Raw genomic sequence first — 18,846 nt, forward strand, 5'->3', positions numbered from 1 at the left:
ACAGACATGAGCAGGCGTGACCTGCGGGAAACAGCTGAACGGTACGACGGAGGAGACGGAACACGTGGTCTGGACGGGAGAATGGGTCGCCGGCCGGCTCGGGGTCTCGCTGAGCGGCGGGGACGAACTGCCGGAACTGCTGGGGCTGGCGCTGCGGCGTAACCCCAAGCGGGCCCATTTGCTCGTGTCGAACGTGCTCGGCAAGCACGTGCCCCAGCGGCCGGGTGTGGTCCATGGCGCAGGCGTCGGACTGGGGCGCCGGGTGCGGAAGCTGCTGGGCGACGAGGCCGCTGCCCGCTCCGTCGTCCTCGGCTACGCCGAAACCGCCACCGGCCTGGGGCATTCGGTGGCCGACGGCCTGGCGCTCGCGCCGTATCTGCACTCCACCCGCCGGCCGGTCGCGGGCGTGGCGCAGGTGGGCGGGTTCGAGGAGGAGCACAGCCACGCCACCTCGCATCTGCTGCTCCCGGAGGACCGTGCACTCCTCGCCGGGGACGGGCCGCTTGTGCTCGTCGACGACGAGTTCTCCACCGGCCGGACGGTCCTGAACACGATCACCGCGCTGCATGCGCACTTCCCGCGCGAGCGGTACGTGGTCGTCGCCCTGGTCGACATGCGCTCCGAGGCGGATCGCGGCCACCTGGAGAAGTTCGCGGCGGAACTGGGCGCCCGCGTCGACCTCGTGGCACTGGCCTCGGGGGGCGTGGACCTTCCCACGGACGTCCTGACCCGCGGACAGGAACTCGTCGCCGCGCAGGAGGGCCTTGCGGCGCGGGCGGCCGCGGACACCCCGGCGGCGCCCGGCGCGGACGTCGTACGGGTCGGTCTCGACTGGCCCGCCGGGCTGCCGGACGGCGGCCGGCACGGCTTCACACCGGCGCACCGCGCCCGGCTGGAGGCCGCGCTGCCCCCTATGGCGACCCGGATCGCCCGGCAACTGGACGGCGCCCGCCGCATCCTCGTCCTCGGCAACGAGGAGTTGATGTACGCGCCGCTGCGGATGGCCGAGGCCCTGGACACCCTCCTGGCCGGGGAGGCACGCGGCGCCGGGCCGGCGCCGCAGGTCTTCTTCTCCACCACCACCCGGTCGCCGGTGCTCGCCGTCGACGACCCCGGATACGCGATACGGACCCGGCTGTCCTTCCCCGCTCACGACAGCCCGGCCGACGGACCGGGGGAGCGGTACGCCTACAACGTGGCGGCCGGTGCCGGCCCGGAACGCGGCTTCGACGCCATCGTGGCCGTCGTGGACTCGCACGGGGACCGCCCGGAACTGCACGCCACCGACGGTCTGCTGCACCGGCTCGCCGAGCACACCGGCCGGCTGCTGCTCGCCGTCATTCCCTCGTACGCCCCGCAGCCGCAGCCGCAGCCGCAGTCGCAGCCAGGGCCCAACCCTCATCCCGCACCGCAGGCCCGTTCCCTGGCCCTCCCCGAGCCGCTGCGCGGCCCCGCCTTCTCCTCCTACACCGCTGACGAGGTCGGCTGGCTGCTGCAGGACCTCTCCGACGTCACCCTGGAAGCGCCGACCGAGGAACGCGAGGAGGCGATTCAGCGCGGCGGAGCTCACTACGCCGAGTCGCTGCCGGTCGAATACCAGCCGAGCGAGCGGTACCAGGAGCTGTTCCACAGCGCCCTGCTAACCTCAGCGAGCCGGATCGCCCGGGCGGTCGGGACCGTCACCGGGACCGTGCTCGCCGAACGCGGCCCTCGTCCCGTGCTGGTGTCGCTGGCACGGGCCGGCACCCCCGTCGGGGTGCTGATGCGCCGCTGGGCGCTGCACACCCACGGCGTGGAGCTGCCCCACTACACCCTCTCGATCGTCCGCGGCCGGGGCATCGACACCACCGCGCTGCGCTGGCTGGCCGACCGTCACGATCCGGCGGATGTCGTCTTCGTGGACGGCTGGACCGGCAAGGGCGCCATCACCCGCGAACTCGCCCAGGCCCTGGCGGACTTCCCGGGCTTCGATCCGCGGATCGCCGTGCTCGCCGACCCCGGCGGCTGCGTCGAGACCTATGGCACCAGGGACGACTTCCTCATCCCGTCCGCCTGCCTCAACTCCACCGTCTCCGGCCTCATATCCCGCACCGTCCTGCGCGACGACCTCGTGGGGCCGGACGACTTCCACGGCGCGAAGTTCTACCGCGACCTGGCGGCGGCCGATGTGTCGCACGCGTTCCTGGACGCGGTCACCGCCCGTTTCGACGACGTGGCCGCGGAGGTCGCGGCGGAGGTGAAGGAGCTGGCCGCCGCCGACCGGACCCCCACCTGGGAGGGCTGGGCGGCCGTCGAGCGGATCAGCGAGGAGTACGGCATCCACGACGTCAATCTCGTGAAGCCCGGTGTCGGCGAGACCACACGCGTCCTGCTGCGCCGGGTCCCCTGGAAGATCCTGGCCCGGCGGGGAGCCGGGGCCGATCTCGACCATGTGCGCCTCCTGGCGGAACAACGGGGCGTGCCGGTCGAAGAGGTGGGCGAATTGCCCTATACCTGTGTGGGGTTGATCCACCCCCGCTTCACCCGTGGGGCCACGGGCGCCGACGGCAAGGCGGTGGCCTCCTGATGAGCGGCCGGCCCCTCGCCCACCACCACCCTTCCCCGGAAGCGCTGCGCGCTGGCCCTCTTCTGGTCGCCAGCGACCTCGACCGCACACTGATCTATTCGGCCGCCGCCCTGGGCCTGGCCATGCCGGACGCCGAGGCTCCGCGGCTCCTGTGCGTCGAGACCTATGAGCGCAAGCCGCTGTCCTACATGACGGAGACGGCCGCCGCCCTGCTCGCCGAACTGGCCGCCACCACCACCTTCGTCCCGGCCACCACCCGCACCCCCGAGCAGTACGGCCGCATCCACCTCCCCGGGCCCGTCCCCGAGTTCGCCGTCTGCGCCAACGGCGGCCGTCTGCTCGCACGGGGCGAGTCCGACCGGGACTGGCAGCGCACCGTCGCCGGGCGCCTCTCCGCGCAGTGCGCACCCCTGGACGAGATCCGCGCGCACCTGGTCCGCACCGCCGACCCGGCCTGGCTGCGCAAGGAACGCGTGGCCGAGGACCTTTTCGCCTATCTCGTCGTGGAGCGACAGTTGCTGCCCGACACCTGGGTGAAGGACCTGACCGGCTGGGCGGACGAACGCGGCTGGACCGTGTCCCTGCAGGGCCGCAAGGTCTACGCCGTGCCGCGGCCGCTGACCAAGAGCGCAGCCGTGGCGGAAGTGGCCCGCCGCACCGGGGCGTCCCAGGTCCTCGCGGCCGGCGACTCCCTCCTCGACGCCGACCTGCTGCTGGCCGCGGACCGTGCATGGCGGCCCGGACACGGCGAACTGGCGGACTCCGGCTGGCACGCCCCCCATGTCACGGCACTCGACGAACGGGGCGTCGCCGCGGGCGAGGAAATCGTGCGGGCCTTCCTTCGCGGGTGAGACCGGGGAGAGAAGGGAGGCACGAGGGGAGGGAGCGAGCGCAAAGCGGTGGGTGAAGGGGGTGGCTCGGTTAGTCTCGCCGAGGCGGTTGGCTGCATCGTCCGGTGATCGCCCGAGACCGCGATCCTTGACCCAGGGGAGAGCCAGTGACCGAGTCCAAGAGCACGCCGATCACGGCGGAGATGTACGAGTACGTCCTCGCCCACAACCCACCGTTGAACGCCGCGCAGCGGGACATCGTGGAGCTCACCCGGCAGCAGTTCCCCGAGGCGGCGGGGATGCAGTCAGCGGAGGAACAGGGGCCCCTGCTGGCGTTCCTGGTGCGGCTGACCGGGGCTCGGCATGTCGTCGAGGTGGGCACGTTCACCGGGTTTTCGGCGCTGTCCATGGCCCAGGCGCTGCCCGCGGACGGCACGCTGATCGCCTGTGACATCTCCGAGGAGTGGACGGCGTACGGCCGGGAGGCATGGGAGAAGGCCGGTGTCGGGGACCGCGTCGAGCTGCGGATCGCGCCCGCGCTGGAGACGCTGCGGGCGATGCCGGCCGAACCGCATATCGATCTCGCCTACCTCGACGCGGACAAGGGCGGCTACATCGCGTACTGGGAGGAGCTGGTGCCCCGGCTGCGGCCGGGCGGCCTGATCGTGGCGGACAACGTCCTGTACCACGGGGAGGTCGCCGACCCGGCGGCGACCGGGTCGGCCCTGGCGATCAGGGCCTTCAACGACCACGTCGTGGCGGACTCCCGTATGGAGGCGGTCATTCTCACGGTGGCGGACGGCGTGACCCTGGCACGCAAGAAGGCGTGACCCCGGCACGCAAGAAGGAGCCGCCGGGCCCCAGCCCCGTGGTTGCCGTCCGTACTAGCCGCCGCAGCAACCGCCCCCGCAGCAGCCGCCGCCACCGCCTTGCGGGGCGGCAGCGGCCGCGGAGCCGCCGACGGCGACCGCGGAGAGGAGCTTCACGGTGTCCTCGTGGCCCTCGGGGCACACGGCCGGGGCGGAGGACTCGGCCATCGGCCGGTTCAGCTCGAAGGTGGAGCCGCAGGGGCGGCACCGGTATTCGTAACGAGGCATGGGCACAGATTAACCGCGCCGCCGCTCAGCGGACGACGGTGCCGGGCGGCGCGCCCAGCATGCCCAGCTCCGCACGGGCCGGCGCGCCCTCCCAGTCGCCAAGGGACGCGACCGCGAACGCTCCCGTGGTGACGGCCCGCTCCAGGCGTGCGGCCGGCCCGTCACCGTCCAGCAGCGCCGACAGGTAGCCCGCCACGAAGGCGTCGCCGGTCCCCACGGCATCGACGGCCCGTACGGCCTTGGCGGACCGGTGCAGGGAGCCGTCGTGGGTGAAGGCCGTTGCCCCCTGCGCGCCGAGTTTGACCACGACCTCGCCGACGCCCAGCTCCCGCAGCCGCCCGGCCTGGGACGCGATGCCGGCGGCGGAGCCACCGTTGCCCTCCCGGGGCGGCAGGCACAGCGGAAGCTCGTCATCGGAGGCGATGAGGAGATCCACGGAGGGGATCCACTCACCCAGGACCGCGGCGGCCTCCTCGGCCGTCCACAGCCGGGCGCGGAAGTTCACATCGAGGCAGACCGAAGAGCCGTACTCGCGGGCCAGTCTCAGGGAGTGCAGAGCTGCCGAGCGAGCCGTGGGGCTCAGGGCCGGGGTGATGCCCGTCAGGTGCAGAACGCGGGGCGGGGCGGCACGGAAGGCGCGCTCGATCGCGTCGGCCGTGAGCCGCGAGCCAGCCGATCCCGCACGGTAGTAGTGCACCCGGGTGACGTCGGGCAGCCGCGGCTCGAAGAGGAGCAGCCCGGTCGGGGCACCCGGGTCGGCCGAGGCACCGGACACCTCGACGCCCTCGGCGCGCAGCGTACGCAGCACCAGCTCCCCGGCCTCGTCCGCACCGACCGCACCCGCCCAGTGGACCTCGTGCCCGAGCCGGGCCAGCCCGATCGCGACATTGCTCTCCGCTCCGGCGATGGAGACCCGCATCGTGCCGCCGAGCTTCAGCGGGCCGCTGCCGCGTAGCGCGACCATGGTCTCGCCGAAGGTGAAGACGTCCGGACGGCCCGGTTGCCGGGGAGGCCGTGGACGGCCCCGGGCGGTGGTCCCGGCGCGGGCACCGGCGCCGCCCCCGCGCTGCGCGTCCCCGCCCCTTTGTCCGTACGCGTCCCCGTGATCGTGATCGTCCCCGTCCCGCTGGGCTTCGCCGCCCCCCGCAGCCGACTGCCCCGTCATCGTGCGCACACCGCCCTGAACTCCGCCGCGCGCTTGCGCAGCCCGTCCAGGTCACCGCCGTCCGCCGCGTCCCCGACCAGCGGCGAGCCGACACCCACCGCCACCGCCCCGGCGGCGAAGTACTCCTGCGCGGCGGCGGCGTCCACGCCTCCGACCGGCACGAACGGCAGCTCGGGGAAGGGCGCACGCAGCGCCTGCAGATACGCTGGTCCGCCGGCCGAGGCCGGGAACAGCTTCAGGGCCGAGACGCCCAGCGCGTCCGCCGCGATCACCTCGGACGGCGTCATCACCCCGGCGAGCGTCGGCAGCCCCTGGCGTACGGACTCCTCCAGGCCGGCCCCGAGGCCGGGGGTGACGATGAGATTCGCCCCGGCTTCGGCGGCGCGGCGGGCGTCCGGTGCGGTCAGGACGGTGCCGGCGCCGAGCCAGGCCGCGTCGCCCAGCTCGGCGCGCGCCCGCCGGATCACGGTGAGGGCGTCCTTCCCGCTCAGCGAGATCTCGATCAGCACAAGACCCGCCTCCACAAGCGCCATGACGGTACGGAAGGACGCCTCGGCATCTCTGCCCCGGATGATGGCGAGCAGTCGCTCGGTCCGGAGCGCTGTGCTGAGGTCCATGGCGTTTCCTGCTTTCTCCTGCACCCCGCCGCGTGGGTGACTGCGCGGCTGGGTCGTTCGGGCGCGCGAGTGACACCCTCGATTATTCCGGGCCGCACCGGCAGGTGTACCGGGCGTGCCGGATGAACCGGGTGTGGTGGATGCGGCGGATGTGCTGTGCCTGCCGTGGCTGCCGTGTCTGCTGTGCGTGCCGTGCCGTGCCGTGCCTGCCGCGTGTGCCGGATGCGCCGGGGCAGGCGGCTACTTCCCCTCACCATTCGGCGAACGACCCGTCCTCATGGCGCCACACGGGGTTCCGCCAGGCGTGACCCCGCTCATCCGCCGCCCGCACCGCGGCCTCGTCCACCTCCACACCGAGCCCGGGGCGGTCGGTCCGCAGCAGTGACCCCCCGTGGAAGCGGAACGGCTCCGGATCCGCCACATAATCCAGCAGCTCGGCGCCCCGGTGGTAGTGGATCCCGAGGGACTGCTCCTGGATGAGGAAGTTCGGGGTGGTGAAGGCGACTTGGAGGCTGGCGGCGAGCGCGACCGGACCGAGCGGGCAGTGCGGGGCGAGCTGTGCCCCGTACACCTCCGCGAGCGCGGCGATCCGGCGCAGCTCGGAGATGCCGCCCGCATGCGAGATATCGGGCTGGAGGATCGCGACGCCGGCTTGGAGGGGAGCCAGGAACTCTCGCCGGGTGAAGAGACGTTCACCGAGTGCGAGGGGGATGTTGGAGGCGTTGACGAGGCCGGGGAGGGCGTGCGGGTAGTCGGAGAGGACGGGCTCCTCGACGAACATCGGGGCGTAGTCGGCCAGCAGGGGGAGGAGTCTGCGGGCGTTGGCGGGCGAGACCCGGCCGTGGAAGTCGAGGCCGAAGTCCCGTGCGTCGCCGAGGACTTCGCGGGCGGTCTCGGCGCGCAGCAGGCATGCTCGTACCTCGGCGGGGGTGGCCACCGGCGTCATCCGGCCGCAGCCGTTCATCTTGACGGCGGTGAAGCCCGCCTCGATCTGGGCGGTGACCGCGTCGCGGACGGCGTGCGGCTCGTCGCCGCCCACCCAGGCGTAGGCGCGGATCTTCTCGCGGACCGGTCCGCCCAGCAGCTGGTGGACGGGGACACCGTGCCGCTTCCCCTTGATGTCCCACAACGCCTGGTCCAGGCCGGCGACGGCGGACGACAGGACGGGCCCGCCGCGGTAGAAGCCGCCTTTGGTCATGACCTGCCAGTGGTCCTCGATGCGCGCCGGATCCCGGCCCAGAAGGTATTCGGACAGCACCTCCACCGCCGCCCGTACCGGCTCGGCCCGCCCTTCGACCACCGGCTCGCCCCAGCCGACGACGCCCTCATCGGTCTCCACCCGGACGAACAGCCAGCGCGGTGGCGCCAGGAACGTCTCGATGCGGCTGATCTTCATGGACCGGCTCCGTCCTGTCGGGGTGCGGGGCGGCGCCCCGCACACGGGCGGAGTCCGCTCTACCGGACCGACGACTTCCCGCCCCGGCCCCTGCGGATGCCCCCGCGTCACCCGGCCTCTGCGAATGCACCGCGTCAGCCCCTACGGATGCCCCCGCGTCAGCCCCTACGGATGCTCCCGCGTCAGCCCCTACGGATGCTCCCGCGCCGACAGATCGAGCAGTTCGAGCATCGCCATATAGGCCCCGTCGACGTCCCGGCTCCGTACGGCCTCGACCACCGCGGCATGGGCCGCATGAGGATTTTCGGACACGCCGTCCGCGGCGAGCACGGCCCGGTCGCGCTGGACGATCACCGGCACGATCACCCGGTGCATCTGCGCGTAGAAGCGATTGTTCGAGGCGATCAGCATCGCCGTGTGGAACGACGCATCGGCGCGGATGCGCAGTGCCGGATCGGTGTCGGTCGTGGCCATCGCACCGAGCGCGGTGTCCAGTGCCGCCAGATCCTCATCCGTGCGGCGCTCCGCGGCGAGCGCGGCCGCCGCGGGCTCGATGGAACGGCGCAGTTCGAGCACATCGGCGAAGAAATCGGACGAGACACCGGCCGCGAGCTTCCAGCGCAGGACGTCCGGGTCCAGCAGGTTCCAGTCCGCCCGGGGGCGGACGAACGTGCCCCGCTCCTTGTCGGCATCGAGGAGGCCCTTCATGGTCAGCACCTTGACCGCCTCCCGCAGCACGGTCTGGGTCACGTCCAGCTGCGCCATCACCTCCGGCAGCACGAGGCTGTCGCCCTCACCGTAAGTGCCCTCGACGATCCGCCCGGCGAGCGCTTCGACCGCCTCGTGCTGCACCCCGTGCCCGCCGTGCCCGCCGGCGGAGGAGGCGGTGTGCTCCGAACGGCTCATCGTGTGCTCCCTGCTCTCCCCGTGTCCGCCGACCTGCCCCCCCCCGCAACCCACGCGGTGCCGCCGGGCCGCCGTCGGCCGGCCCACTTCCGCCCCGCCCACCACTGCTGCCCCCCCCGCGCTTGCCGGCCTGCCCGCATGCCCACCGCTCGGACGGCACAGCGCACCTGCCCTGCCGCCCGGTTCCCGCCATCAGCCGTCAGGGCGTACCGAGCACCCCATTCCCACCTCGGTACGCCCTGACGTCTCTCTCCTCGCCCCGGCTCAGGGCCTCTTGCCGGCCGTACCGGCGTCCGTGCCGGTGCCGCCGGAGCTCGTGCGGGTGCCGGAGCCCGCACCCACACCCCTGGTACCGGAGGAGGCAGTACCCGTTTCCGTGCCCGTACCCACGCCCCTGCGGGATCTGCTCCCGCTGGTGCCGGCGCCGAACGAACCGCGCCCGGCATGCGAGGCGCCTTGGACATTGACCCGCGCCGCCTGCCGTGCGGCGGTCATGCCGGAGACCGGACGCAGCTGGCCGCGGTCGAACCGTTCCGCTTCCTCCGGGTGCCGGGCGCGCCAGTACGGATTGTCGTGCGAGAGGCCGCCGCTGACCCGTCCGTACATCCCGAATACCAGCAGCATCAGCCCGACCACAAAGCTGAAGAGAACGTTCTGGAGCCGGAAGGCGAGGAAGTTCGCGCCGGTTTCCAGCAGCGCCAGGTTCACAAAGCCGCTCAGGAGGAAGAGGACGCCGAACACGATATTGAGGGTCGAGGCGAAGTTCCCGCCGATCACCATCCCGGCGACGAGGATCGCGCCGACGACGATGGAGAGGATGCTCAGGGAGCCGTTGGTGTTCAGCCCGGCAACGGTGTCGCCGCCGGTGTCGAAGAAGCCGATGTGGTGGGTCAGCCCGAGGATGCCGAAAGCGATCAGCACCAGGCCCATCAGCCCCGCGCCGATGCGGTAGACCTTGCTGAGCCGGTGGTCCACGGGCAGATGCTCATCGAGCCGGGTGTGCTGCGTCTTCGTCCGGTGAAAGGGGTTCGAGGGCCCGTGCAGGGTCTGGCCAGTAGCCCCAGTAGCCATCTCCGGCCTCCTTCGCGCAGGTGTGCCGCCTGGGCCGTACTTCCCTCCAGGATCCGCCCACGTGCGACATCACGCCATTGCACCCGGGGTGACGGGTGGATGACCGCGGTAATGAGTGCATACGTGGCATCCGGGCCGGGGGCCGCCCGCCGGCCTACTTTGGAGCCTCAGCGCCGCGCCGCCCGGAGCCTCAGCCATGCCCTCCGCGGTCACAGCCGTCGCCGGAGGTTCAGCCGCTCACGCTCTCGCTCTCGCTCCCGCAGCCTCAGCCGGTCCCGCCCCCTGCGCCACCCCTGGCCCCCCGGATCTCCTGCACCACCCGGGCCGCCGTCTCCCGTACCGCCTCGGTCTCCGTCAGGAAATGCCACCAGTCCGGATGCCGCCCCTCCAGGCCCGCGACCGCACGGTCCAGCCGCGCCACCGCCTCGTCCAGGGGGCCGGCATGCCGCGGGTCGGGGGTGCTGCGCCCGGCCATCGCCAGCCGCTGCGCATCCCGGACCGCGAAGCGCGTCCGTTCGACCTCCTTCTGCCGGTCGAACGACACCGCGTCGAGCCGCCGCAGCCGGTCACCGGCCGCCGAGACCGCCTCGTCGGTGCCGTCCAGCAGCGCCCGTACGGTGGCCAGCAGGCTCGTGGCATCCGCCCAGCGCTGCTCGTCCCGCGCCTGCTGGGCCTCCCGCAGCTTGACCTCGGCCTGCTGGACGGACTGCGCGGCCCGTTCCGGTACCTGCTGCAGGTCCTGCCAGCAGGCCGCGCTGTACCGCCGCCGCAGCTCGCTGAGGACCGGGTCGACCTTCCCGGCCCGCGTCGTGATCGCCTGTGCCCGGGTCCGCAGCGACACCAGCCGCTTGTCGGTCTCCGCCGCCTTCTCCGGCAGCCGCTCGGCCTCGGCCCGTACGCCCTCGGCCTTGCGCAGCATGTCGTCGGCGCGCCGGATCGTCTCCTGTACGCCGTGCTGCCCGGCGCCTTGATTGAGCCGGGTCAGCTCGGGCCCGAGCGCCGCCAGCCGGGTCGCGAGATCATCGGCCCGCAGCCCCCGCGCACGGACCGCGTCCAGCGCATTGCTCGCCGCCAGCAGCGCCTGCCGCGCCCGCTCCACGGCAGGGGCCAGCCGCGCCAGCTGTGTCTCGGCGGTCTGCAGCAACGGTCCGAGCCCTTGCGCGAACCGCTCCAGCTCGCTCCGGACGCGATCCAGCTCCTCCTTGGCCCGCGTCAGGTCCGCTCGCGCCCGCGCCACCGCGGCACCGTCGAGATCGTCACGGTCCAGATCGTGGGAGTCGACCGCGGTGATGTACTGCTGGCTCACCTCGTCGATCCGCCGGCCGAAGCCCTCGTAATCCTCCGCGGCCTTCCGCGCGGTCGGCGAATCGTCGACCGCGGTGATCGTCTCTATGGAGATCCGCAGGTCACGGTGTGCGGTGTCCAGCTCGTAGAACGCCGCCGCCGCGGCATCCTTCGCGGCCTGCGCATCGGCCCGCTGACTCTCCCCGCGCCCGAACCAGCGACGGGTCCCCCCACCCGCGAACGACACCGGCACCATCGCCACCAGCAACGGCAACGGCAGCAACACGAGCCCCACCACATCCCGGAGCGGACCCCCACGGACGCGACGGCGTTCTCGCTGCTCATGCGGCTGCGTCTCTGTCGCCGTCACTTCCCTCTCCCGATCGGATCGCCCCAGGACCGAATGTCATTCTCCCACTCACCGGAAACGAACACACCGGCCGGTAAGTTCGGACTTCGAGTACGGGTTTGCCGTTCAGCCCCAAAGGCAAGGTAGTCTGTCGGCTCGGCCAGGGCGCATAGCTCAGCGGTAGAGCGCTGCTCTTACAAAGCAGATGTCACAGGTTCAAATCCTGTTGTGCCCACAGAGAAATAGCAGGTCAGAGGGCCCTTCGCGTCGACACGTGGAGGGCCCTTCGCCTGGCGGCGCACATGCAGTACACCGTGGCCGGTACGCCTCGGCGTGACCGGGCCGCCGGAGACGGGCGGCCTGCCATGATCTTGCAAAGGAATCATGCCGCGGGGGCTTGGCGTAGAGGGACGGAGGCGGGTGGCTGCATGCGGCTACCCGCCTCCTCGCTTTGTCCGGCGGCTGTCGACCCTTGGCGCAGGCGCGCGTCCAGTCGGTCAACTTCTGCGATACCTCGATCATGACCCTCTGCTTCCGTTCCGGCATGAAGGGTCAGCAAATCCATGCCGGCGCCGACAGTAAGACCAACAGCAGCAGGGGCAGGAGCGAGAGCGCAGGGAGAAAGATCCTCAACACGCCAGGAGTGAGCACGACGTGTCCTTTTACTCGAAGGATTCGAAGTGCGACACCGTGGCCCACTCCTTGCGAGCTACCTTTCCGCAGCGCCAGTTCAGCGCTCTGACCAGGCGAGCACTGCGAACTTGGGCGAATTGCAGGCGGGTTGGAGACTGCATGGCTGAGGGCGAAAGCCGGTGCAGGTGCTTGGGCCCTGCCCGGCCGCCCGGCCACGTTACGAGCGCGCCGAGGCCTCCGGTGCAGACGACCGACGAAGTTGCCGAGCGCTTCGGGCGTGACCGTGAGGGCATGGGCGTCCGCGCGCCGGTTGTGCTCGGCGAGGATCGTGACGGCAGGTCGCGGGCGGCAGCCAGGGGTTCTTCGTTCATCGTGCCGAGGTCGGGGAAGAGTGGACGGCAGGCGTGGGGGAGAGCAGGAGCCGGGCGGGGCGGCGATACCGCGAGGGCACCTCGATGGACGGCGTCCCAGCCGGCGCCACAAGGGATCAGTAGAGATGGGAAGTGGGACGGCCGCTATCGCATTTCAAATCTGCCGTGAGGGCTCCGATGAGTCGGGCTCGCGAAACGAAGATACTTGAAGAGCGGCCACGAGCTCCCGACAAAGACGAGACCGTTCCCTCGGTGAGCAGTCGTTCATCAAGCCTCGGATATGGCGTACGATTACCAGGTCTCGATAAAGCGATACCAGGCGAACCGCGAAGTGCAGAAAGGCGCCGACGACGAGAAGGGTAACAAGTGTCATCGGGTGTACCTCTCCCGGATCGAGGCTCTGATTTTCTCTGCCACACCCTCGGAGATATTGCAACCAGAGAGTCGGCGGACGTAGGCTCGCCCGGACCCGAAGTAAAATGTTTCAGAGTGCTTGAAATCTGGATCGGGGCGCATGTGCATGCCCGGCGGTGTCGTCGTCAGCCCACTCCGCAGGAATTTCGACATCACTCGCCGAGGGTCTTCGCCGCAACACCACTCCATGACGACATCTTCATAGGCGTGAGTGTATGTATTCGCCCAACCGTGGGATTTTCCGGTCATATTTGCAAGGGCGGATCTCCGGAGGATCCTGCTGAGTAGCCAATTCCGTTCAATAACATCCCTCCTGCGAGAAGAGGGCTCCATATTCCAGAATCTCAGCTCCTCGTGCTCCAGGGGATCGAGAGTTTCCTCAGACCTCCAAAGCTGGCGAACCTCCTGATCATCCTCCCGGTCTGCGGTCGTGCCGCCAGGGGCTACGTTGGCAGGGAAGGTCGGTTGCCAGTCCCCGCGCTCGCTCACAAATCGCACCCGTGCCCCTGTCCCGACAAGGCGAAGATCCAGGCCGCCTTCAGGGGAAGGAGCAGGCCGTAGACCGGGGATGCCCTTGATTCCCCCGTACCCTGCTTCGAACCTCGGAAGGACTTCAGAAACGACCACATTGGCCATTTCTGCATGAAGGTAGAAGACGGGGAACGACGGCAGAGGTCTGACGCGAGTAACCCCGAAAACTGCACTGTCAAGCTGCCCGTCTCGTAGTGCTTCGGCTAGTACGTGCACTACGAAGGCCTCTAGGTGACGCTGCTCCGCACTTGACGCGTCCGGAATCGGGAGGGAGGTCGAGATGAAGCCCTGCTCCGCCCACTTCAGACATTCTTCCGTGGGCCAGCCTGTCGCCTCCGCGCGCAATTCGGCGACGTAATCGGAGGGCTCATCCTGGCGCTTCGGAAAGGGGCGACGAAGGGAAATGAATCCCTGCTTTGCCCAGACTCGAGATGTTTCGTAGGGCACGCCCGTGGTCTTGGAGAAAGCGCTAGCAGCTCGGCCGTGCTTGTCCTTCTTGGACATACCTCACCCTTCTTCGTGCTGTTTCCGGCCCCAGCGTTAAAGAGAGAGTTCCGTACATCCATTGCGGTGCTACTGCGAGCCACGGGACTACAGGAGAGTCCTTTGCCTCAACCAGAAAGGCCGGTTCCTGGTTCCTGAGGACGAGCCTCCGTGAAGGCTGGCAGGAGAATAGCGAACAAGCCCGGATGCGCACAAGTCTCTTGGCGGAAAGGTGCTTGATCTGGTCCTGTCGAACAGGCGGCCGTTGCCAATGGCGGCGGCACCCTTCGCTGGATGAACGGGGTCGATGTTTTTGTTGGCCGCGACCATGGCGAAGGGCGTCCGTTGGCTGTTTGTGCCTGCCGGCCTGGACGCCCTTCTGGCGGCAGCATGAGACCATCGACGGCCGCGTGGGTCCCTTGTCGCCGAATTCGGCGGCCCCGAAACTGATGGATGCCGAACCGCGCGCCTGGCTGTGGCCCAGTCCCTTTGCAAGGCGTTGGCTCCGCTTCGCCCACGGCCGGCTGGGGCGCTTCTTTCGCGGCCTCTCCAGCAATCCGCCTGCGGCAGGCGGGGGAGGATCCGAAAGCGCGCGCCCTGAGTAGTCCTTCCTAGTCCTCGCCGGTGGCGACGATGACCACGGCGTGCCCGTTGCCGATGCCGACCACGGCCGCGTCGAAGGTGGCCTCGGTGACCGAAGCCCAGGAGTATTTGCGCTGGTGATTCTCCCGGTACGCGGCGTAGCCGTTGGCGCGCCAGTCTGCGTCCGGACCGAGCAACGTGATCAGCCCGTTGGCGAGGGCGTCGGCCACGGGGCGCATCGGGCCGCCGTCACTCCAGTAGACGAGACTGCAGATGAGCGTGGCGGCTATCCAGGGCGAGAGCTCGTCCGGGGGGATCCGGAGGCCCAGGGCGGATTCCATCTTCTGCGGGTTCCGTGGGCCGCCATGTCCGTGCTTGCAGTGCCCGCAGTGCGGTGCGAGCAGCCCGGTGGGTGCCAGGGTGTCCCAGCACAGCTGTCCGTGGCTTCGGCCGTCGTCCGGCCCCAGGTGAACGATCCGGTCCGCGTACTCGGCCCACTCCGTCAGCCACGAGCCGAGGTCCGGATCCGGTCCCAGGTCGTACGGCGGTGGTGGCTCGAACGACAGATTCATGATTTTTCCTCCCCCTGTGCGGCCACCCTAATCGAGCTGGTGGCAGCCACAGAGAGGGCCCTCGCGAGGGCGGGCCTGTGTGCTGCGTCTCTCTCCGTATCAGCGAGTTGCCGGGGCGAGGCGGTGCGCTGTCGGATCAGGTGGTCGGGAAATGCGGCGATCGCTGCCGGTAGTTGACCGCATGTCATGTCATGGCCCGGATCTGGAGGGGCCGGTCTGGGTCCTGCGGGGACGGCGTCGGAAAGTGGCCGGAAAACGGCCGGATACCGGGCCGAGGGCTCTGGGCAGGGGTGGGGCCGGTGGGGTAGATCAGGAGGGGGGAGGCACGGTGGCCCCTGGCGGTGTCGTGGCTGGTGATCGGAGAGCAGGCTGCATGTCCGTACAACGTCTGAACCACGCGGTGCTTTACGTCCGTGATGTGGGGCGGTCGGTGGCCTTCTACACCGAGGCGCTGGGGCTCACGGTGGGGATGGAGGTGCCGGGACGGGCTGCTTTCCTCAGTGCTCGCGGCTCACTCAACGATCACGATCTGGCACTGTTCGCGGTGGGAGCACAGGCACCGGGACCCGAGGCCGGGCGGGTCGGGCTCTACCACCTGGCCTGGGAGATCGGCACGCTCGGTGAGCTGGTCGCGGCCCATGCGCAGCTCGTCGAGCGGGGTGCGCTGGTGGGATCGAGTGATCACCTCGTTGCCAAGTCGCTGTACGCCAAGGATCCGGACGGCAACGAGTTCGAGGTGATGTGGCGGGTCCCGCGGGAGGACTGGCCGGGACCGGACCAGCCGGAGCGGCTGCGGCCACTCGATCTGGCGGAGGCGCTGCAGCGCTGGGGACCGGATCTGGCGACGGGGGCGGCGGCCGGCTCGGCCACCTGAAGGGGCGGCGGTGTCCCGGCGCCACTACGGGCGCCGGGAGGTCTGCGGGGCGTAGGGCCCACGCGCCTCAGGAGTCCGGCGTGGCAGGCCCGTCCGGGTCCGCCTGCTCCGTCGGCCGGGTTCGCTGTGCTCGTTCCGCCCGCTCCGCCCAGCGCTTTTCGACGCCGGTCAGTCGCCAGTACGCCAGCGCCGCGGCCCACACCACCACGAACAGGCCGACGATGAGGAAGCCGACATTGTCGAGGTCGAGGCCGGAAATCCAGCCGGTCAGCGGGTCGTTGAGGGCGAGTTTCTCGTGCAGCACGGTCACCAGCTCGATCGTGCCGATGAAGAAGGCGACGGCGATCGACAGGCCGGTGATGGTGAGGTTGTAGTAGACCTTGCGCACCGGGTTGGAGAACGCCCACTGGTAGGCGAAGTTCATGAAGGTGCCGTCGAGGGTGTCGAAGAGGCTCATGCCGGCGGCGAAGAGCAGCGGCAGGCACAGCACGGCGTACCAGGGCAGGCCGGCCGCGGCGCCGCTGCCCGCCATCACCATCAGCGTCACTTCGGTCGCGGTGTCGAAGCCGAGCCCGAAGAGGAAGCCGAGCGGGAACATCTGGCCGGGACGGGAGATCGAGCGGGTGAACCGTCCCAGGAAGCGGTTCATGAAGCCGCGCGAGTCGAGGCGCTGCTCCAGCTCGGCCTCGTCGTAGTGGCCGTTGCGCATACCGCGGAAGACCCGCCAGATCCCGGCCAGCGCGATCAGGTTGAGGGCGGCGATGAGGTAGAGAAAGCTCCCCGAGATCGTGGTGCCGATCGTGCCGAGGATCTGGTGCGTACGGGACTCGTCGTTGAGCAGCGTGCCGGCGAGCTGGGCGCCGCCCGTCACCAGGGCCGCCATCACGACGACCACGCTGGAGTGGCCCAGGGCGAACCAGAAGCCGACCGAGACCGGCCGCTTGCCGTCGGCCATCAGCTTGCGGGTGGTGTTGTCGATGGCGGCGATGTGGTCGGCGTCGAAGGCGTGCCGCATCCCGAGGGTGTAGGCGGTGACGCCGAGCCCCACGCCGAATACCTGGCTGCCCACGGCGTAGTGGTGCGGCACCACGAGCAGGAAGAGCACGCCGAAGGCGATGACGTGGAGGCCGGTTATGACGGCCATCAGGCCCGCGGTGCGGACGGTGTCCTGCCGGCGCCAGCGGAACGCCGCGGAGGCAGGGGTGGTCGGGGTATCGGTGGACAGGGCCATCCGGCGGTCACGCTCCAGCACCTCGTGGATCACTTCGTGAGATGCCGTGGCCGGTCTCCTGGCTTACGGGTGCACGCGCCCGCCCCGCCTTCCCGGCCGCGGTCGCGGTCAGTGGCGCCGCAGGCGCGCCGTGCGCCTGCGGAAGGGGCGGAAACTCCCCGATCACAGTGGCGAGGGCCGCTCCGGTCTGGAACCCCAAGGTCCGTCACCGGCTTCCCGAACACCACGGCCCGGTCACTCTAACTGCCGGGGGGTGGTCGCTGCGGCCCCGGTCGCCTTTTGCGCCGGCGGTCTCGGGGAGGGAGTCGTGGTCCGCGGCGGAGCAGCAGACCGCGGCAGTCCTCAGCAAGCCTCAGCCTCAGCAGGCCGCAGTGGGCCCCAGCGGTCCGCAGTGCCCTCAGCAGCCCTCAGTAGTCCAGGGAGGAGAGGAAGGCGTGGAGTTCGTGGTCGAAGAGTGCGGTGTTCTCCAGATTGACCATATGCGCCGCGCCCGGTATCCGGACTCTTCGGGCGCCGGGAACGGTCAGCGTGATCGCATGGGCATTGGCGGAGATGTCCCTGCTGTCGAGGTCGCCGTCGAACACGACGGTGGGCACCCGTATCTCGCTCAGGCGGTCGGCGGCGCCGGCTTCAAGGGGTATGCCGGCGCCCGCACCCTCGGCATGGACCTCCACATTGGCCTCGGCCGAGGCGCGCATCCGCTCACGGAATCCCGGGTGCACCGCAAAGGGCTCGCGGTGCGGTCCGTCCACCCACATCCGCAGGAAGTGCTCGACATAGCGTTCCGCGCCGTCCGGTGCGCCGATCGCCGCCACCTGCGCCTTGATGTGTTCCAGGAGGAAGGGGTCGGTGAAGGCGCGGCCGCTGATGCCGGGGGAGGCGAGCGCGAGGGCCGTCACCCGCTCCGGGCGGGCTATGGCCGTGTCGAGCGCGACCCGCGCGCCATGGGAGAGGCCGACGAGGACGGCGTCGGGAACATCGAGGGCGTCGAGCAGGGCGCACAGGTCGTCGTGGTTCGCGTAGTCCCCGGTGACGGTCGAGGACAGGCCGTGACCGCGGAAGTCGTAACGGATCGCGCGCAGGCCGGAGTTCACCAGCCAGGCGAACTGCTCGTCCCACATGTGCTGGTCGAGCATGCCGCCGTGGAGCAGCACCACCGCGGGGCCCGAGCCGGCCGTTTCGTAGAACAGCTCACCGTCGTCGACCGGCACGAGCCCGTTGTCGATCTCGGACCAGTCGGTGATTCCTCGGGTCATCTTGCGGGCCGTCCTTTGTGTACCGGATGCGATGAGGTGGGCGTGATGCCATTGTCGTCGCTCTTGCCGCTGCTGCCGCAACTGCCGGTTTCCTCCGGTGTTACGCGTGAACCGTCCGCCAGCTGCCGGAACTCCTCGCCGAGCCGGTCCAGAACGTGCAGCGTCGTGCGGACGTCCTCGGCGGACAGGTCGGTCAGCCGCTGCCTCAGCTCCGCCGCCTCGGATTCCCGGACACCGCGTATCGCCTCCGTGCCCTCGTCGGTGAGCCGGATCAGGGACGAGCGGCGGTGTGCGGGGTTCGGGGCGGTCACGACCAGGCCCAGCTCGACGGCGTGGTTCACCCAGCGCTGCACCGGCTGCCGGTCGAGCCCCATCCCGCGCGCCAACTGCGGCACGGTGCGCGGGCCTTCGGCGCGCAGCGCGTCCAGCAGCGCGTGCTCGCCGGCGGTCATGCCCGTGCCCACCAGCTCGTGTTCCACCGCGCGGACGACCGTGCGATGCAGCGGCCACAGGCGTCGGAGGACGCCGTACAGCAGGTCTTCGGTGGGCGACGGCTCTCCGCCGTCGGCGTTTTTCGCGTCTCCGGCAGGCTTCTCACTGACACTCATGATGTCAGGA

Annotated in this window: 16 protein-coding genes, 1 tRNA gene and 1 riboswitch; of the genes, 5 read left to right on the plus strand and 12 right to left on the minus strand. The window is 70.4% G+C overall.

Translation table 11 applies throughout. The features are described from left to right. Positions 1 to 64: 64 nt before the first annotated feature. The 3 genes from ABZ851_RS07145 (at position 65) to ABZ851_RS07155 (ending at position 4,226) form a co-directional block, all read left to right on the plus strand. Positions 65 to 2,566, plus strand: coding sequence for a phosphoribosyltransferase (locus tag ABZ851_RS07145; RefSeq protein WP_361123247.1), 2,502 nt, complete (start codon positions 65 to 67; stop codon positions 2,564 to 2,566). Between the two features lie 122 nt (positions 2,567 to 2,688). Beyond that, entirely contained in the window at positions 2,689 to 3,417 is a 729-nt protein-coding gene (locus tag ABZ851_RS07150; RefSeq protein WP_361123793.1) for an HAD family hydrolase, read from the plus strand. Positions 3,418 to 3,563: 146 nt separating this feature from the next. Further along, positions 3,564 to 4,226, plus strand: coding sequence for an O-methyltransferase (locus tag ABZ851_RS07155; RefSeq protein ID WP_361123250.1), 663 nt, complete (start codon positions 3,564 to 3,566; stop codon positions 4,224 to 4,226). A 54-nt stretch (positions 4,227 to 4,280) separates the two neighbouring features. On the opposite strand, the gene ABZ851_RS07160 is transcribed toward ABZ851_RS07155, so the two are convergent. From ABZ851_RS07160 to ABZ851_RS07190, 7 genes are all read right to left on the minus strand, one after another. Next, positions 4,281 to 4,493 (minus strand): zinc ribbon domain-containing protein, encoded by a 213-nt coding sequence (locus ABZ851_RS07160; protein WP_336052713.1) that lies wholly within the window; start codon positions 4,491 to 4,493, stop codon positions 4,281 to 4,283. Between the two features lie 25 nt (positions 4,494 to 4,518). Next, positions 4,519 to 5,667, minus strand: coding sequence for a sugar kinase (locus ABZ851_RS07165; protein ID WP_361123253.1), 1,149 nt, complete (start codon positions 5,665 to 5,667; stop codon positions 4,519 to 4,521). Continuing rightward, entirely contained in the window at positions 5,655 to 6,275 is a 621-nt protein-coding gene (locus ABZ851_RS07170; protein ID WP_361123256.1) for a bifunctional 4-hydroxy-2-oxoglutarate aldolase/2-dehydro-3-deoxy-phosphogluconate aldolase, read from the minus strand. Before ABZ851_RS07170 ends, ABZ851_RS07165 begins: the two co-directional genes overlap by 13 nt. A 250-nt stretch (positions 6,276 to 6,525) precedes the next feature. Continuing rightward, a complete protein-coding gene (gene dgoD, locus ABZ851_RS07175; protein ID WP_361123259.1) occupies positions 6,526 to 7,671 on the minus strand; it encodes a galactonate dehydratase in 1,146 nt (381 codons plus the stop codon). A gap of 189 nt (positions 7,672 to 7,860) precedes the next feature. After that, on the minus strand, positions 7,861 to 8,577 hold the full coding sequence (locus tag ABZ851_RS07180; RefSeq protein WP_361123262.1) for an FCD domain-containing protein: 717 nt from the start codon (positions 8,575 to 8,577) through the stop codon (positions 7,861 to 7,863). Between the two features lie 264 nt (positions 8,578 to 8,841). Beyond that, positions 8,842 to 9,552 carry a DUF4383 domain-containing protein gene (locus ABZ851_RS07185; RefSeq protein ID WP_361123796.1) on the minus strand — a complete coding sequence of 237 codons (711 nt, stop codon included), beginning with the start codon at positions 9,550 to 9,552 and terminating at the stop codon, positions 8,842 to 8,844. 361 nt (positions 9,553 to 9,913) lie between these two features. Next, a complete protein-coding gene (locus ABZ851_RS07190) occupies positions 9,914 to 11,230 on the minus strand; it encodes a hypothetical protein (RefSeq protein ID WP_361123265.1) in 1,317 nt (438 codons plus the stop codon). A 214-nt stretch (positions 11,231 to 11,444) separates the two neighbouring features. On the opposite strand from ABZ851_RS07190, the gene ABZ851_RS07195 reads away from it, so the two are divergent. Further along, positions 11,445 to 11,516 (plus strand) — tRNA-Val (locus tag ABZ851_RS07195). Positions 11,517 to 12,654: 1,138 nt separating this feature from the next. Here ABZ851_RS07195 and ABZ851_RS07200 read toward each other — a convergent pair. Further along, positions 12,655 to 13,734, minus strand: coding sequence for a hypothetical protein (locus tag ABZ851_RS07200; protein WP_361123268.1), 1,080 nt, complete (start codon positions 13,732 to 13,734; stop codon positions 12,655 to 12,657). A gap of 590 nt (positions 13,735 to 14,324) precedes the next feature. After that, positions 14,325 to 14,867: a hypothetical protein gene (locus ABZ851_RS07205; RefSeq protein ID WP_361123271.1), complete on the minus strand. Its 543-nt coding sequence runs from the start codon at positions 14,865 to 14,867 to the stop codon at positions 14,325 to 14,327. Between the two features lie 373 nt (positions 14,868 to 15,240). Here ABZ851_RS07205 and ABZ851_RS07210 point away from each other — a divergent pair, with 373 nt between their 5' ends. After that, on the plus strand, positions 15,241 to 15,741 hold the full coding sequence (locus ABZ851_RS07210) for a VOC family protein (RefSeq protein ID WP_361123274.1): 501 nt from the start codon (positions 15,241 to 15,243) through the stop codon (positions 15,739 to 15,741). 67 nt (positions 15,742 to 15,808) lie between these two features. On the opposite strand, the gene ABZ851_RS07215 is transcribed toward ABZ851_RS07210, so the two are convergent. From ABZ851_RS07215 to ABZ851_RS07225, 3 genes are all read right to left on the minus strand, one after another. Beyond that, positions 15,809 to 17,005 (minus strand): HoxN/HupN/NixA family nickel/cobalt transporter, encoded by a 1,197-nt coding sequence (locus tag ABZ851_RS07215; RefSeq protein ID WP_361123277.1) that lies wholly within the window; start codon positions 17,003 to 17,005, stop codon positions 15,809 to 15,811. Continuing rightward, positions 17,003 to 17,215, minus strand: a riboswitch (cobalamin riboswitch). It overlaps the preceding gene by 3 nt. Before the next feature lie 164 nt (positions 17,216 to 17,379). Beyond that, the gene (locus ABZ851_RS07220) at positions 17,380 to 18,228 is read right to left on the minus strand and encodes an alpha/beta fold hydrolase (RefSeq protein ID WP_361123280.1); all 849 of its coding nucleotides are present in this window, start codon (positions 18,226 to 18,228) and stop codon (positions 17,380 to 17,382) included. Beyond that, positions 18,225 to 18,836 (minus strand): MarR family winged helix-turn-helix transcriptional regulator, encoded by a 612-nt coding sequence (locus ABZ851_RS07225; protein ID WP_361123284.1) that lies wholly within the window; start codon positions 18,834 to 18,836, stop codon positions 18,225 to 18,227. The genes ABZ851_RS07220 and ABZ851_RS07225 overlap by 4 nt, the downstream gene beginning before the upstream one ends. Positions 18,837 to 18,846: the final 10 nt, after the last annotated feature.

It is taken from the genome of Streptomyces sp. NPDC047049 (genome assembly GCF_040643995.1).
GTDB classification, from domain to species: Bacteria; Actinomycetota; Actinomycetes; order Streptomycetales; family Streptomycetaceae; genus Streptomyces; species Streptomyces mooreae.

Coding starts and splice junctions, on each gene's coding strand:
- ABZ851_RS07200 (WP_361123268.1), bottom strand. CDS start 13,734: ATGTCCAAGAAGGACAAGCACGGCCGAGCTGCTAGCGCTTTCTCCAAG.
- ABZ851_RS07205 (WP_361123271.1), bottom strand. CDS start 14,867: ATGAATCTGTCGTTCGAGCCACCACCGCCGTACGACCTGGGACCGGAT.
- ABZ851_RS07170 (WP_361123256.1), bottom strand. CDS start 6,275: ATGGACCTCAGCACAGCGCTCCGGACCGAGCGACTGCTCGCCATCATC.
- ABZ851_RS07180 (WP_361123262.1), bottom strand. CDS start 8,577: ATGAGCCGTTCGGAGCACACCGCCTCCTCCGCCGGCGGGCACGGCGGG.
- ABZ851_RS07220 (WP_361123280.1), bottom strand. CDS start 18,228: ATGACCCGAGGAATCACCGACTGGTCCGAGATCGACAACGGGCTCGTG.
- dgoD (WP_361123259.1), bottom strand. CDS start 7,671: ATGAAGATCAGCCGCATCGAGACGTTCCTGGCGCCACCGCGCTGGCTG.
- ABZ851_RS07150 (WP_361123793.1), top strand. CDS start 2,689: ATGCCGGACGCCGAGGCTCCGCGGCTCCTGTGCGTCGAGACCTATGAG.
- ABZ851_RS07210 (WP_361123274.1), top strand. CDS start 15,241: ATGTCCGTACAACGTCTGAACCACGCGGTGCTTTACGTCCGTGATGTG.
- ABZ851_RS07160 (WP_336052713.1), bottom strand. CDS start 4,493: ATGCCTCGTTACGAATACCGGTGCCGCCCCTGCGGCTCCACCTTCGAG.
- ABZ851_RS07225 (WP_361123284.1), bottom strand. CDS start 18,836: ATGAGTGTCAGTGAGAAGCCTGCCGGAGACGCGAAAAACGCCGACGGC.